Source organism: Cellulomonas sp. PhB143 (genome assembly GCF_003752595.1).
GTDB lineage: Bacteria > Actinomycetota > Actinomycetes > Actinomycetales > Cellulomonadaceae > Paraoerskovia.
Window position 1 is genome coordinate 80265 of record NZ_RKIJ01000016.1, and the last position, 14671, is coordinate 94935.

The 14671-nt window shown below is 73.2% G+C and carries 13 protein-coding genes; 8 read left to right on the forward strand and 5 right to left on the reverse strand.

What is annotated here, in order from left to right:
- Nucleotide 1: 1 nt before the first annotated feature.
- The 3 genes from lipB to EDF32_RS13705 all read left to right on the forward strand — a co-directional run bounded on the left by lipB (nt 2) and on the right by EDF32_RS13705 (nt 2552).
- Nucleotides 2-670: a lipoyl(octanoyl) transferase LipB gene (gene lipB / locus EDF32_RS13695; protein WP_123309106.1), complete on the forward strand. Its 669-nt coding sequence runs from the start codon at nt 2-4 to the stop codon at nt 668-670.
- Nucleotides 671-789: 119 nt separating this feature from the next.
- The gene (gene lipA, locus EDF32_RS13700) at nt 790-1794 is read left to right on the forward strand and encodes a lipoyl synthase (RefSeq protein WP_123309107.1); all 1005 of its coding nucleotides are present in this window, start codon (nt 790-792) and stop codon (nt 1792-1794) included.
- Between the two features lie 29 nt (nt 1795-1823).
- A complete protein-coding gene (locus EDF32_RS13705) occupies nt 1824-2552 on the forward strand; it encodes a DUF4191 domain-containing protein (RefSeq protein WP_123309108.1) in 729 nt (242 codons plus the stop codon).
- A gap of 30 nt (nt 2553-2582) precedes the next feature.
- Here EDF32_RS13705 and EDF32_RS13710 read toward each other — a convergent pair whose 3' ends face one another.
- The gene (locus EDF32_RS13710) at nt 2583-3047 is read right to left on the reverse strand and encodes an RDD family protein (RefSeq protein ID WP_123309109.1); all 465 of its coding nucleotides are present in this window, start codon (nt 3045-3047) and stop codon (nt 2583-2585) included.
- Nucleotides 3048-3254: 207 nt separating this feature from the next.
- Between EDF32_RS13710 and glnA the strand changes: the two genes are divergently transcribed.
- The gene (gene glnA / locus EDF32_RS13715; RefSeq protein WP_123309110.1) at nt 3255-4679 is read left to right on the forward strand and encodes a type I glutamate--ammonia ligase; all 1425 of its coding nucleotides are present in this window, start codon (nt 3255-3257) and stop codon (nt 4677-4679) included.
- Nucleotides 4680-4853: 174 nt separating this feature from the next.
- Here the strand turns inward: glnA and EDF32_RS13720 are convergent, their stop codons facing one another.
- From EDF32_RS13720 to EDF32_RS13730, 3 genes are read right to left on the reverse strand one after another with little or no spacing between them, the layout of a single operon-like run.
- The gene (locus tag EDF32_RS13720) at nt 4854-5465 is read right to left on the reverse strand and encodes a dihydrofolate reductase family protein (protein ID WP_123309111.1); all 612 of its coding nucleotides are present in this window, start codon (nt 5463-5465) and stop codon (nt 4854-4856) included.
- 49 nt (nt 5466-5514) lie between these two features.
- The gene (locus EDF32_RS13725) at nt 5515-8592 is read right to left on the reverse strand and encodes a bifunctional [glutamine synthetase] adenylyltransferase/[glutamine synthetase]-adenylyl-L-tyrosine phosphorylase (RefSeq protein WP_255414267.1); all 3078 of its coding nucleotides are present in this window, start codon (nt 8590-8592) and stop codon (nt 5515-5517) included.
- A complete protein-coding gene (locus tag EDF32_RS13730; protein WP_123309113.1) occupies nt 8589-9923 on the reverse strand; it encodes a glutamine synthetase family protein in 1335 nt (444 codons plus the stop codon). Before EDF32_RS13730 ends, EDF32_RS13725 begins: the two co-directional genes overlap by 4 nt.
- A 71-nt stretch (nt 9924-9994) precedes the next feature.
- Here EDF32_RS13730 and EDF32_RS13735 point away from each other — a divergent pair, with 71 nt between their 5' ends.
- Nucleotides 9995-11659 carry an NAD+ synthase gene (locus EDF32_RS13735; protein WP_123309114.1) on the forward strand — a complete coding sequence of 555 codons (1665 nt, stop codon included), beginning with the start codon at nt 9995-9997 and terminating at the stop codon, nt 11657-11659.
- Nucleotides 11660-11721: 62 nt separating this feature from the next.
- A complete protein-coding gene (gene panB / locus EDF32_RS13740) occupies nt 11722-12594 on the forward strand; it encodes a 3-methyl-2-oxobutanoate hydroxymethyltransferase (protein ID WP_123309115.1) in 873 nt (290 codons plus the stop codon).
- 33 nt (nt 12595-12627) lie between these two features.
- On the opposite strand, the gene EDF32_RS13745 is transcribed toward panB, so the two are convergent.
- On the reverse strand, nt 12628-12819 hold the full coding sequence (locus tag EDF32_RS13745) for an SPOR domain-containing protein (RefSeq protein WP_123309116.1): 192 nt from the start codon (nt 12817-12819) through the stop codon (nt 12628-12630).
- 69 nt (nt 12820-12888) lie between these two features.
- Here EDF32_RS13745 and map point away from each other — a divergent pair, with 69 nt between their 5' ends.
- The gene (gene map / locus EDF32_RS13750; RefSeq protein WP_123309117.1) at nt 12889-13773 is read left to right on the forward strand and encodes a type I methionyl aminopeptidase; all 885 of its coding nucleotides are present in this window, start codon (nt 12889-12891) and stop codon (nt 13771-13773) included.
- A complete protein-coding gene (gene ppgK / locus EDF32_RS13755; protein WP_123309118.1) occupies nt 13770-14540 on the forward strand; it encodes a polyphosphate--glucose phosphotransferase in 771 nt (256 codons plus the stop codon). Before map ends, ppgK begins: the two co-directional genes overlap by 4 nt.
- The last annotated feature ends 131 nt before the right edge of the window (nt 14541-14671 follow it).

Below are 14671 nucleotides of genomic sequence, written 5' to 3' on the forward strand. Positions count from 1 at the left end.
GATGGAGTTCCGTGAGCTCGGCCCCGGTGGACGGCTGGTCGACTACCACGACGCCTGGGCGCTGCAGCGTGAGCTCCACGGGCGCGTCGCGGACGGGTCAGCCCCGCCCACGGTCCTGCTCGTCGAGCACGCCGCCGTGTACACCGCGGGCCGCCGCACCCACCGCGCCGAGCGCCCGACCGACGGGACGCCCGTCGTCGACGTCGACCGCGGCGGGAAGATCACCTGGCACGGACCGGGTCAGCTCGTCGCCTACCCCATCGTCCCGCTGCGCGAGCCGGTCGACGTCGTCGCCTACGTCCGCGCGCTGGAGCAGGCGGTCATGGACGTGTGCGCCGCGCTGGGGGTCGGGACCCTGCGGGTCGAGGGCCGCAGCGGCGTCTGGCTGCCTGCTGACGCGGACCGCCGGGAGCGCAAGGTGTGCGCGATCGGCGTCCGGGTGGCGCGCGGCGTCACGATGCACGGCCTCGCGCTGAACTGCACGCCGGACCTCGGCGCGTTCGGCGCCATCGTCCCCTGCGGGATCACCGACGCCGACGTCACCTCGCTCGCGGCGGAGCTCGGCCGCGACGTGCCGCTCGCCGAGGTCGCGCCCCTGCTGGAGCGAGCGCTCGCGGAGCGGCTCGCACCGCTCCTGCGCTCCGAGCAGGCCCGGGTCCCGGCGGTCTGACGCCCTGCCGCGGGTGTCGCACACCTCACACCCGCGCCCCTCGGCGGCCCGCGAGCGCGGATGCCCGCTGGCGTAGTCTGACGGCGAACACCGTCGTCCACCCCGCTGGGAGTCAACGCGTGACCATCGCCCCCGAGGGCCGCCGGATGCTGCGGGTCGAGGCCCGCAACGCCGCGACGCCCATCGAGAAGAAGCCGTCCTGGATCAAGACCAAGGCCACGATGGGACCCGAGTACACCGAGCTCAAGGGGCTCGTACGCTCCGGCGGCCTGCACACGGTGTGCGAGGAGGCCGGCTGCCCCAACATCTTCGAGTGCTGGGAGGACCGCGAGGCCACCTTCCTCATCGGCGGCGACCAGTGCACGCGGCGCTGCGACTTCTGCCAGATCGACACGGGCAGGCCCGCCGACCTCGACCGCGACGAGCCCCGGCGGGTCGCGGAGTCGGTCGCGCAGATGGGGCTGAAGTACTCGACGATCACGGGTGTCGCCCGGGACGACCTGCCCGACGGCGGGGCGTGGCTCTACGCGGAGACCGTGCGCCAGATCCACGCCCTCAACCCCGGCACGGGCGTCGAGCTGCTGATCCCCGACTTCAACGCGGTCCCCGAGCTGCTCGACGTGGTCAACGAGTCCCGGCCCGAGGTCATGGCGCACAACGTCGAGACCGTGCCGCGCATCTTCAAGCAGATCCGCCCCGCCTTCCGCTACGAGCGGTCGCTCTCGGTCCTCACCCGGGCACGCGAGGCCGGCCTGGTCACCAAGTCGAACCTCATCCTCGGCATGGGCGAGACCGTCGACGAGGTCAAGGAGGCGCTGCGCGACCTGCACGACGCCGGGTGCGACCTGCTGACGATCACCCAGTACCTGCGCCCGTCGGTGCGCCACCACCCCGTCGACCGCTGGGTGCGTCCCGAGGAGTTCGTCGAGCTCTCCGAGGAGGCCGAGCGCCTCGGGTTCCTCGGCGTCATGGCCGGGCCCCTGGTGCGGTCCTCCTACCGTGCGGGCCGACTGTGGGGGCAGGCGATGAGCCGCCGCGGCCTGCCGGTCCCCGACGCCCTCGCCCACCTGACGGAGCCGACGACGTCGCGCCAGGAGGCGGCGAGCCTGCTCGCCCGGTCCTGACGCTCGCCGGACCCCTCTAGACTGGCCCCATGGCCCGTAAGAACAAGGACACCGCCACGCCCGGCGAGGCGACGCCGGCGAAGGTCAAGAAGCAGCGGTGGTACCACCAGGTGTGGTCCGCCTATCAGATGACCCGCGAGTACGACCCGGCCGTCACCTGGGTGATGCTCGGCTGGTTCGTCGGCATCGTCGCCGTCGCTTTCGTCATCGGGCTGCTCTGGGGCCACCCGGTGTACATGCTCATCCTCGGCGTGCCGTTCGGCGCGCTCGCCGCGATGTTCAACCTCACGCGGCGCGCCGAGCGCGCCGCGTACGGCCGCATCGAGGGCCAGCCGGGTGCCTCGCGCTCCGCGCTCGGCACGATCCGTCGCGGCTGGACGTTCGACGAGGAGCCGGTCGCGTTCGACCCCCGCACCAAGGACGCCGTGTTCCGCGGCATCGGCAGGCACGGCATCGTGCTCGTCACCGAGGGCCCGAGCCACCGGGTCAAGAAGCTCGTCGACGCCGAGAAGCGCCGCATCAACCGCGTGCTGCCCAACGTCCCCGTCACGGTCATCGAGTGCGGCGAGGGCGAGGGCCAGGTGCCGCTGTCGAAGATCGCCCGCACCGTGCAAAAGCTCAAGCCGTCGCTCACCAAGCCGGAGGTCGCCGAGATCCTCAAGCGCCTCAAGGCGCTGGGCACCACGCGGCTGCCGATCCCCAAGGGCGTCGACCCGATGCGCGCCCGCCCCGACCGCAAGGGCATGCGCGGCCGCTGAGCGGAACGGTCGCCGCCGCCTCCGGGAGGCTCACCGCGTCCGGACGAGGACCGTGCCCGCGGCACGGTCGTGCACGCCGCGACCGTCGCGGTCCCACACGACGGCGGGCACCACCAGGCACAGCAGCAGGGTGCGCACGAGCGCGCGCCGCAGCCCGACCGACGGGCGCCCGTCCAGGACGCGCACCCGCATGCCGAGCAGGCGGTGACCGATCGTGGTCCCGACGGTGGCTACCAGCACCAGCGTGACGAGGGCGAAGGTCACCAGCTGCGCCGCCGCGTCGACGTCGAGGAGCGACCCGCGCGCCCCGAGCACCACGTAGGCGATCAGCGTCGCGAGGACCCAGTCGATCAGCAGCGCGACGACGCGGGCACCGGTGGGCGCGAGGGCGCCCGGGCCGTGGGCGGGCAGGCCGAGCCGCTCGCCGCGGTGGCCGTCGCCCGACCCCTGCGGGGCGCCCTCGAGCCAGGAACCGATGTCTTCGCGAGATGCCACCCGACCAGCCTAGTGCGGCCCTCCCGGCCGCCGGACCGGCGTCGGGCACCCGCGTGAGACGCGAATGTCACACCCCGGCACCGTGCCGTAACGTGCTGGAAACAATCGGTACACGCACGGGAAACCGCCTCCGCCTAGGTTCGAGGCGGCCAGGTCAACCGGAGCGACGCCGGCGCACGACCGGCACCGTCGATCAAGGAGAAGTGGATGTTCAACACTGCCGAAGAGGCAATCGCCTATACCAAGAGCGAGGGCGTCGAGTTCGTCGACGTGCGGTTCTGCGACCTGCCGGGCGTGATGCAGCACTTCAACATCCCGATCGCCCAGTTCGAGGAGTCGGCCTTCACCGACGGGATGATGTTCGACGGCTCGTCGATCCGCGGCTTCCAGGCGATCCACGAGTCGGACATGAAGCTGATCCCGGACGTCGCGACCGCGTTCGTCGACCCGTACCGCAAGCGCAAGACGCTCGTCGTGAACTTCTCGATCGTCGACCCCTTCACCGACGAGGCGTACTCCCGCGACCCGCGCAACATCGCCGCCAAGGCCGAGGCGTACCTGACCTCGACCGGCATCGCCGACACCGCGAACTTCGCCCCCGAGGCCGAGTTCTACGTCTTCGACGACGTCCGCTTCAAGACCTCCGCCAACCAGAGCTTCTACTCGATCGACTCCGTCGAGGCGGCCTGGAACACCGACGCGGTCGAGGAGGGCGGCAACAAGGGCTACAAGACCCGGTACAAGGGCGGCTACTTCCCCGTCTCCCCGAGCGACCACTTCGCCGACCTGCGCGACGAGATGTGCGCCGTGCTCGCCGAGGTCGGCCTCGAGGTCGAGCGCGCGCACCACGAGGTGGGCACCGCGGGCCAGCAGGAGATCAACTACCGCTTCAACACGCTGACGCACGCGGCCGACGACCTGATGAAGTTCAAGTACGTCATCAAGAACACCGGCTGGGAGGCCGGCAAGTCGGTCACCTTCATGCCGAAGCCGATCTTCGGCGACAACGGCTCGGGCATGCACTCGCACCAGTCGCTCTGGAAGGACGGCAAGCCGCTCTTCTACGACGAGAAGGGCTACGGCGGTCTGTCCGACATGGCCCGCTGGTACATCGGCGGCCTGCTCAAGCACGCCCCCGCCCTGCTGGCCTTCACGAACCCGTCGGTGAACTCCTACCACCGCCTGGTCCCGGGCTACGAGGCGCCGGTCAACCTGGTCTACTCGGCCCGCAACCGCTCGGCGTGCATCCGCATCCCGATCACGGGCGACAACCCGAAGGCCAAGCGCATCGAGTTCCGCGTGCCGGACCCGTCGAGCAACCCGTACCTCGCGTTCGCGGCCCAGCTCATGGCCGGCATCGACGGCATCAAGAACCGCATCGAGCCGCCGGAGCCCGTCGACAAGGACCTCTACGAGCTGCCCCCCGAGGAGCACGCGGCGATCCAGCAGGTGCCCGCGTCGCTCGGCGAGGCGCTCGACGCCCTCGAGGTCGACCACGAGTTCCTCACGCAGGGCGACGTCTTCACCGACGACCTGATCGCGACGTGGATCGACTACAAGCGGACCAACGAGATCGACCCGATCCGTCTGCGCCCGCACCCGCACGAGTTCGAGCTCTACTACGACATCTAGGCCCTCGTAGGCGTCCGGGCCGAGGTTCTGCCTCGAGCACGGGGCCGAGAGTCCGCAGTCGGTCCGCAAGGCCCGGCAGCTCCCCGAGGGGAGGCTGCCGGGCCTTGCGGCGTCTCGGGCGGTCGGCGGACGGCCCGCCCGGCGTGCGCGCCTCGGCGCGGCCCGCTCCGCTCCTCAGCCGGCGGTGGGCCTGCGGTAGCGGACGTGGGTGGCCAGCGGCGAGTGGAGCACCTCGACGGGCTCGAGGTCGACGGCCGCGACGCCGTCGAACAGGCGCTCGCCGCTGCCGAGTAGTACGGGCGCGACGTCGAGGGTGAGCTCGTCGATCACGCCGGCCTCCAGCGCCTGCCGGACCGTCGAGGCACCTCCGGCGATGTCCACGCCGTGACCGTCGGCCGCGTCGAGCGCCTGCGCATAGGCCGCGTCGAAGCCCTCGGTGACGAAGTGGAAGCTGGTCCCGCCCTCCATCTCGACCGGGTCGCGGGCGTGGTGGGTGAGCACGAAGACCGGCGCGTGGTACGGCGGCTCCTGACCCCACCACCCGTCCCACGGCTCGCTCCACCCGCCGCGGACCGGCCCGAACATGTTGCGGCCCATGACGTAGGCGCCGCGGGGGCGCATGAGCCACCCGGCGGCCGTCCTGTCCGCCTCGGTCGCGCGCGGGTCGCCCATGTGCCAGCGGTGCAGCTCCTGGCCCCGCCGGCCGAGCGGGTGGTCCCGGCTCTGCCCGGGCCCGGCGACGAAGCCGTCGAGCGAGATCGACATGTGGCAGGTGGTCGTGGACATCACCGTCTCCTCAGGGTCGGCCGGGGGCTACGTCGCGACCGTACCGGCATCAGTCCTCGCCGTAGAAGAGCCGCTCCATCACGGCTCGGGCCCGGCGCGCCCTGCGCAGGTACAGCTCCTCGAGGTCCGCTCCCCCGCCGTCGAGCCCGATGATCCGGGCCAGCCCGGCGAGCTCGCGGCGGTCGTGCGGGAGCAGGTCCGCGCCCCGGCCCCCGGTGCGGCCGGAGGCGAGCACCACGGCGCTGCGCAGCCGCGAGGCCAGCGTCCAGGCCTCGAGGAGCGTCTGCGCGTCGTCGTCCCCCACGAGCCCGGCGGCCGTCGCCGCGTCGAGCGCCCCGGTGGTCGACGTCGTCCGGAGCGCCTCGACCTCGTGGGCGTGCTGGAGCTGCAGGAGCTGGACGAGCCACTCGACGTCGCTGACCCCGCCGGGGCCGAGCTTGAGGTGGCGGCCCGGCTCGACGCCACGCGGCAGCCGCTCGGACTCGACGCGTGCCTTGACCCGCCGGATCTCGCGCACCGTCGACGCGTCGATGCCGGCCGCCGGGTAGCGCACCGGGTCGACGAGCGCCGTGAACCGGCTCCCGAGCCCCTCGAGGTCCCCGGCCGCGGGGCGGGCGCGCAGCAGCGCCTGGCTCTCCCAGGTGCTCGACCAGCGGCCGTAGTACCCGGCGTACGAGTCGAGGGAGCGCGCGAGCGGACCGTTGCGGCCCTCAGGCCGCAGGTCGGCGTCCACCGGCAGCGCCGGCTCCGGGCCGAGCACGCCGAGCAGCCTCGTCAGCTGGGTCGCGACGGCGGTCGCGTAGCGCTGGGCGTCGGACTCGTCGACGCCGGGCGCCGGGTCGTGCACGAACAGCACGTCGGCGTCGGAGCCGTAGCCCATCTCGCGTCCGCCGAGGCGTCCCATGGCGACGACGAGCATCGCTGTCGGCCCCGGCTGCGCGGGATCCAGGCCGCGCTCGACCTTCGCCTCGTGCTCCGCGACCCGCAGCCCGCCGACGAGGACCATGTCGGCGGCGTCCGAGATGGCCTCCGCCGCCTGGACGGGCGTGAGCTCGTCGAGCAGCTGGGCGGCCGCGGTGCGCACCAGCTCGCGGCGCCGGATGCCGCGCAGGCGCCGCGTGGCAGGCTCGGGCTCCTCGGCGCGCGTGAGCACGGCATCGACCTCCGTCGCCAGGCGCCCCGGCCCGCGCGGCTCGAGCAGGGCGTCGTCGGCCAGCCAGCGCACCGAGTCCGGGGTGCGCGAGAGGCCATCGGCCACGTAGCGCGAGCTCGAGAGCAGGACCGCGAGGCGCTCGGCGGCGTGCCCCGAGTCGCGCAGCAGCTTCAGGTACCACGGGGTCGTCCCGAGCTCGTCGGAGAGCTTGCGGAACGCCAGCAGCCCCTCGTCCGGGTCGGCCCCCTCGGCGAACCAGCCCAGCATCACCGGCAGGAGCTGGCGCTGGATCGACGCCCGGCGGGTGACACCCTCGGTCAGGGCCTCGACGTGCCGCAGCGCGCCCGCGGGGTCGCGATAGCCGATGGCGGCGAACCGGGCCCGCGCCGCCTCCGGAGCCAGCGAGGCCTCCTCGGCGGACAGCTGCGCCGTCGCCGGCAGGAGCGGGCGGTAGAACAGCTCCTCGTGCAGGGCACGCACCTCGCGCCGCGTCGCGCGCCAGCGGTCCATCAGTCCCGCGGCCCCGTCGATGCGCATGCCGAGCGACCTCGCCAGGGCACGCTGCTCGTCGGTGCTGGTCGGCATCAGGTGGGTGCGGCGCATCCGGAACAGCTGGACGCGGTGCTCCAGGGAGCGCAGGAACCGGTAGCAGACGGCGAGCCGGGCGGCGTGCTCGCGGCCGACGTAGCCGCCCCCGGACAGGTCCGCGAGCGCCGTCAGCGTGTTGGCGCTGCGGATGAACGCGTCCGAGCGGCCGTGCACCAGCTGCAGCAGCTGCACCGTGAACTCGACGTCGCGCAGCCCGCCCTTGCCGAGCTTGATCTGCCGGTCCGCCTCGGCCGCCGGGACGTGGTTCTCCACCCGCCGGCGCATCGCCTGCGCGTCCTCGACGAAGTTCTCCCGCGTCACGGCCTGCCACACGAACGGGTCCACGGCCTCGCGGTAGGCGTCGCCCAGCGCGCGGTCGCCCGCGACGTGGCGCGCCTTGAGCAGTGCCTGGAACTCCCAGGTCTTGGCCCAGCGCTCGTAGTACGCGACGTGGCTGGCGAGGGTGCGCACGAGGGGCCCCTGCTTGCCCTCGGGGCGCAGTGCGGCGTCGACCGGCCACAGCGCGGGCTCGCCCGAGGTCCCGTGGCAGACGCCGGCGAGCCGGGTCGCCAGCCTCGTCCCGACGGCGATCGCGTCCCCCTCCTCGTGCCCGGGCGCGGGTTCGACGACGTAGATGACGTCGACGTCGGAGACGTAGTTGAGCTCGCGCCCCCCGGTCTTGCCCATGCCGATGACCGAGAGGCGCGCGGCCTCGTGACCGTCGGTCTCGGCGCGCGCGACGGCGAGCGCCGCCTCGAGCGCGGCGGCGGCGAGGTCCGCGAGCGCGGCACCGACCGCGGGCAGCTGCGTCAGGGGCTCGCCGGACGTCAGGTCGGTCGCCGCGATGCGCAGGAGCACCACCCGGTAGGCGCGCCGCACGGCGTCGGTCCCCTCGCTGCCGGTGGCGGCGGCGACGGGCACGTCCGCGTCCGGGTCGGCGCCGACCGCGCGCAGCAGCTCGGCGCGCACCGCGCGGGCGTCCACGCCCGTGCCGCGCCCGGTGTCCGCGAGGACGTGCAGGTGCGAGGGGTGGCGGATCGTCTCGTCACCGAGAGCGACCGAGGACCCCAGGACGGCCAGGAGACGGTCCTGGGCGACCCGGGCGACGTCGTCGGACGGCACCAGCAGCCGCGCCAGCAGCGCCGCCTCGTCCCCCTCGACCACCTCGGCGAGGCGCACCAGCTGCAGCACGGCGAGGTCCGGGCCGGGCGTCCAGCCCAGGGCCTCGACGAGCTGGTCCTCGCCCCCGTCGACGAACGGCGCGAGCGCCGGGTCGCCCAGGAGCGACTCGGCGCGGCGCGCGTCGTTGAACCCCAGCCGGGTCATGCGACCGACGCGGGAGACCGCCCGCCGTCCGGCGGGGTCCGGGGCCGCGGGAGCACTCACAGGACGGGGAGGAATCGCTTCAGCTCGAAGGGGGTGACCTGCGCCCGGTAGTCGTCCCACTCGTGCTTCTTGTTCTTCACGAAGAAGTCGAAGACGTGCTCGCCGAGCGTCTCGGCGACGAGCTCGGAGGACTCCATGATCTGGATCGCCTCGTCGAGCGACTGCGGCAGCGCCTTGATCCCGAGCGCGCGGCGCTCACCGGGGGTGAGGTCCCAGACCACGTCCTCCGTCGGGTCCGGCAGCTCGAGCTCCTGCTCGATGCCCGAGAGCCCGGCGGCGAGCAGCACGGCGTAGGCGAGGTAGGGGTTCGCGGCCGAGTCCACGGCGCGGAACTCGACGCGGCTGGAGTTGCCCTTGCCCGGCTTGTACATGGGCACGCGCACGAGCGCGGACCGGTTGTTGTGGCCCCAGCAGACGAAGCTGGGCGCCTCGGCGCCGCCCCAGAGCCGCTTGTAGGAGTTCACGTACTGGTTCGTCACGGCCGTGATCTCGGCGGCGTGGTGCAGCAGGCCGGCCATGAAGTGCCGTGCCGTCTTCGACAGCTCGAACTGCGCGCCGGGCTCGTGGAACGCGTTCCGGTCGCCCTCGAAGAGCGAGAGGTGCGAGTGCATGCCCGACCCGGGCTGGTCCGGCAGCGGCTTGGGCATGAAGGACGCGAACACGCCCTGCTCGAGGGCGACCTCCTTGACGACCGTGCGGAACGTCATGAGGTTGTCGGCGGTGGTCAGCGCGTCGGCGTAGCGCAGGTCGATCTCGTTCTGCCCGGGGCCGGCCTCGTGGTGGGAGAACTCCACCGAGATGCCCATGGACTCCAGCATCGTGATCGCGGCGCGGCGGAAGTCGTGCGCGGACCCGCGCGCGACGTGGTCGAAGTACCCCGCCTGGTCCACCGGGACCAGCGGCCCGTCGGTGCGCAGCGACTCGAAGAGGTAGAACTCCACCTCCGGGTGCGTGTAGAAGGTGAAGCCCATGTCGCTGGCCCGGGCGAGCGTCCGCTTGAGGACGTTGCGGGTGTCGGCGAGCGACGGTTCGCCGTCGGGCGTGAGGATGTCGCAGAACATGCGGGCCGTGCCGTGCGTCTCGCCCCGCCACGGCAGGATCTGGAACGTCGTCGGGTCCGGCTTGGCGATCATGTCCGACTCGTAGACCCGCGCGAGGCCCTCGATCGAGCTGCCGTCGAAACCGATCCCCTCGCTGAACGCGGACTCGAGCTCCGCGGGCGCCACGGCGACCGACTTCAGCACACCGAGCACGTCGGTGAACCAGAGCCGGATGAAGCGGATGTCGCGCTCCTCGACCGTCCTCAGGACGAACTCCTGCTGCCTGTCCATGGGGCCATCCTGCCTGATCCGCGGCATTCGTGGGGACAGGCCCACGGGGCGCGGTCGGTAGGGTGGCTCGCATGGCAGACCTGCGCATCGCGCTCGCCCAGATCGACACGTGCGTCGGGGACCTCGAGGGCAACGCCGAGTCGGTCCTGGCCTGGTCCCGCCGTGCGGCGGACGCCGGTGCGCACCTCGTGGCGTTCCCCGAGATGACCCTGACCGGCTACCCGATCGAGGACCTCGCCCTGCGCGGCTCGTTCCGGCGCGCCGCCTGGGACGCCGCGGTCGAGGTCGCGACCCGGCTCGACGCCGAGGGCCTGGGCGCGCTGACGGTCGTGCTCGGCACCGTCGGGTCCTCCGGCGAGGGGCGCGCCCGCGTCGGCCAGGACCACGGCCTGCCGACGAACCGCGCGGTCGTGATCCGCGACGGCGCCGTCGTGACCTCCTACGACAAGCGCCACCTGCCCAACTACGGCGTCTTCGACGAGTTCCGCATCTTCACGCCCGGGTCGCGCCCGGCGACCCTCGAGGTGCGCGGGCGTCGCGTCGGGCTGCTGATCTGCGAGGACATCTGGCAGGACGGCCCGACGGCGGACGTCGCCCGGCTCGGGTGCGACCTGCTGCTCGTCGTCAACGGGTCGCCGTACGAGGAGGGCAAGGAGGGCGCCCGCACCGACCTCGTCGCACGCCGCGCCGCGCAGGTCGGCGCGCCCGTCGCGTACGTGAACATGGTCGGCGGCCAGGACGACCTGGTCTTCGACGGCGGCTCGATCGTCACCGCGGCCGACGGCACCGTGCTCGCCCAGGCCCCGCGGTTCGACGAGCACCTCCTGCTGTGGGACCTGCCCGACGACGGCGTGGCCCGCCCCGGGGAGATCGCCGCACCGACCGACCCGGACGAGACGGTCTACCGGGCCTGCGTCACCGGCCTGGCCGGCTACGTGCGCAAGAACGGCTTCCGCTCCGTGCTGCTCGGCCTGTCCGGCGGGATCGACTCGGCCCTGACCGCGACGATCGCCGCCGACGCGATCGGGGGCCGGAACGTCGTCGGCGTCTCGATGCCCTCGCGGCACTCCTCCGAGCACAGCAAGGACGACGCGGCCGACCTGGCGGAGCGGCTCGGCGCCGACTACCGCGTGCAGCCGATCGCCGCGATGGTCGACGCGTTCGAGTCGCAGATGGACATCGAGGGCGTCACCGCCGAGAACCTGCAGGCGCGCGTGCGCGGCGTGGTGCTCATGGCGATCTCCAACCGCGAGGGCCACCTGGTGATCGCGCCCGGCAACAAGTCGGAGCTCGCGACGGGCTACGCGACGATCTACGACGCCGGGAGCATCGGGGGGTTCGCCCCGCTCAAGGACGTCGACAAGTCGCGGGTGTGGGCGCTCGCCCGCTGGCGCAACGCGCACGCCGCCGCGCGCGGCGAGACGCCCCCGATCCCGGAGTCCTCGATCACCAAGCCGCCCTCGGCAGAGCTGCGCCCGGGCCAGGTCGACCAGGACTCGCTGCCGCCGTACGACCTCCTCGACGAGGTGCTGGACGCCTACGTCGAGCACGCCGAGGGCCGCGCCGACCTGCTCGCCCGCGGCTACGACGAGGCCGTGGTCGACACGGTGCTCTCGCTCGTGGACCGGGCCGAGTGGAAGCGCCGCCAGTACCCGCTCGGCCCGAAGGTCACCGCGCTGGCCTTCGGCCGCGACCGGCGCCTGCCCGTCACGTCCCGCTGGCGCGAGGACCGCTGACGGTCCGCTCCCCCGCCACGCCCACGCCCCCGGACCAGGACCGACAAGGACAAGGACCCGTCGTGACCGAGAACCCGAGCCTCACCCCCCAGAGCCCCGCCCCGCAGAGCCCTGCCGCCCAGAGCCCTGCGCGCCCGAAGCGCTTCCGGGTGCACCACCTCGCCGAGGCCAAGCAGCGCGGCGAGAAGCTGACCATGCTCACCGCGTACGACGCGGCGACGGCCCGCGTCTTCGACGCCGCGGGCGTGGACATGCTCCTGGTCGGCGACTCGATCGGCGACAACATGCTCGCCCACGAGACGACCATCCCCGTGACCGTCGACGAGCTGCTGCCCGCGGTGCGCGCGGTGTCCCGGCGCGCCCAGCGCGCCCTCGTGGTCGCCGACCTGCCCTTCGGCTCGTACGAGGCCTCCCCCGCGCAGGCGCACGCCACCGCCGTGCGGATGCTCAAGGAGGGCGGCGCGCACGCCGTCAAGCTCGAGGGCGGGCGGCGCATGGCCGGGCAGGTCGAGCTGCTCTCGGGCTCGGGCATCCCCGTGCTCGGGCACCTCGGCTTCACCCCGCAGGCGGAGAACATGCTCGGCGGCAAGCGCATCCAGGGCCGGGGGGACGACGCCGCGGAGCGCCTCGCAGAAGACGCGCTCGCCCTGCAGGAGGCGGGGGCGGTCGCCGTCGTCCTCGAGATGATCCCCGCGCCGGTGGCGGCGCGGGTCACCGAGGTGCTGCGGATCCCCACGATCGGCATCGGCGCCGGGGTCGAGTGCGACGGCCAGGTGCTCGTGTGGCTCGACATGGCCGGCATGGGCGACTGGTCGCCGCGCTTCGCCCGCCGGTTCGGCGAGGTCGGGCAGGCCCTCGCGTCCGCCACGCAGGACTACGTCGCCGCGGTGCGCGGTGCGCAGTACCCCGGGCCGGAGCACAGCTACGACCAGTGACGCCGGCCGGTGGGCGGCCCGCCGTCAGGACCGTCAGTCGTCGTCGCCCTCGGGCGTGCCCGGGCCCTGCGACCCGTCCCAGCTCTCGTTGCGCCCGGCCGCGATCTCCAAGGCCTTCTCCGCCTCGCCGCGGGTGGCGTACGGGCCCATGCGGTGCCGCCAGCCGGTCTGGCGGCCCTGGGTGACCTCGCCGGTCTTCGTGTCGTAGAAGTACTCGTCGCTCATGGGGACATCGTGCCCTGTCCGGGCGCCGCTCACCGAGCAGGCCCGGCGTCGGTCCGTAGACTGGCGCGCATGGCCGGACCCGCACCGCACGTGACGAGCGCGCGCCGACCCCTCGTCCCCGGCACGCTCTCCCCCGAGCGAGCGGTGCCGCGATCGATCGCCCGGCCCGAGTACGTCGGGCGCCCGGCGCCCGCACCCTTCACCGGCAGCGAGGTCAAGTCCGCGGAGACGGTCGAGCGCATCCGCACCGCCTCCCGGATCGCCGCGCAGGCGCTGGCGGAGGTGGGGCGGCACGTCGCCCCGGGGGTGACGACCGACGAGCTGGACAGGGTGGGGCACGAGTTCCTGGTCGCCCGCGGCGCGTACCCGTCCACGCTCGGCTACCGGGGGTTCCCCAAGTCGCTGTGCACCTCGGTCAACGAGGTCGTCTGCCACGGCATCCCGGACTCGACCGAGCTTGCCGACGGAGACATCGTCAACGTCGACGTGACGGCGTTCACCGGCGGCGTGCACGGCGACAACAACGCGACCTTCCTGGTGGGCGAGGTCGACGAGGACTCGCGCCTGCTGGTCGAGCGGACCCGCACCGCCCTGGAGCGCGCGGTCCGCGCGGTCCGGCCCGGCCGCGAGGTGAACGTGATCGGCCGCGTGATCGAGCGGTACGCGGCCCGGTTCGGGTACGGCGTGGTGCGCGAGTACACCGGCCACGGGGTCGGCGAGGCGTTCCACTCCGGCCTCGTCGTCCCGCACTACGACTCCGCTCCCGACCATGCCACGGTGATCGAACCGGGCATGGTCTTCACGATCGAGCCCATGCTCACCCTCGGCAGCGCCGCGTGGGAGACGTGGGACGACGGCTGGACCGTGGTCACAGCGGACCGGTCGCGCACTGCACAGTTCGAGCACACCCTGGTGGTCACCGATGACGGCGCGGAGGTCCTGACACTGCCATGAGCAAGCATCACAAGAAGTCGAAGCACGACCTGGGATTCGGGATCGACATCGGCGGGAGCGGCATCAAGGGCGCTCCCGTGGACCTGGTCGCGGGCGAGTTCGCGGAGAAGCGCACGCGCATCGCCACGCCGCAGCCCTCGACGCCCGACGCGGTCGCGGCCGTGATCGGCGAGCTCGTCGACGCCTACGACCTGCCGAAGCACGTCCCGATCGGTATCGCGTTCCCCGGCCCGATCCACCACGGCGTGATCTCGTCGATCGCCAACCTCGACGCGTCGTGGGCCGGGGTGAACCTGCCCGAGCTCGTGGAGTCGGCCACCGGGCGCCACTCGGCGGCGATCAACGACGCCGACGCCGCCGGTGCCGGCGAGCTCGTCTACGGGGCGGCGAAGCACGCCGAGGGGGTGGTCCTGCTGGCGACGCTCGGGACCGGCATCGGATCGGCGCTGTTCGTGGACGGCCACCTGGTGCCCAACACCGAGCTGGGCCACCTCGAGATCGACGGGCACGACGCCGAGAGCCGCGCCGCGGAGAGCGCCCGGGCGCGCGAGGACCTCTCGTGGGCGCAGTGGGCGGAACGGCTGCAGAGGTACTTCTCGACGGTCGAGTTCCTCTTCTCCCCCGACCTCATCGTCATCGGGGGCGGCATCAGCAAGCACCACGAGGAGTTCCTGCCCCTGCTCGACCTGCGGGCCGAGGTCGTCCCCGCCGAGCTCCGCAACGCGGCCGGCATCGTCGGGGCCGCGTGGACGGCGGCGAACGACTGACCGGACCTCGCTCCGCTCACGACGCGGCCCGGCAGGCGCACCCAGCGCCCGCCGGGCCGCGTCGTCGTCCCGGGCGGACCGCGCGAGGTCGAGGGCCCGCTCCTGTTGACAGCGCTGTCGGACGGGGATTG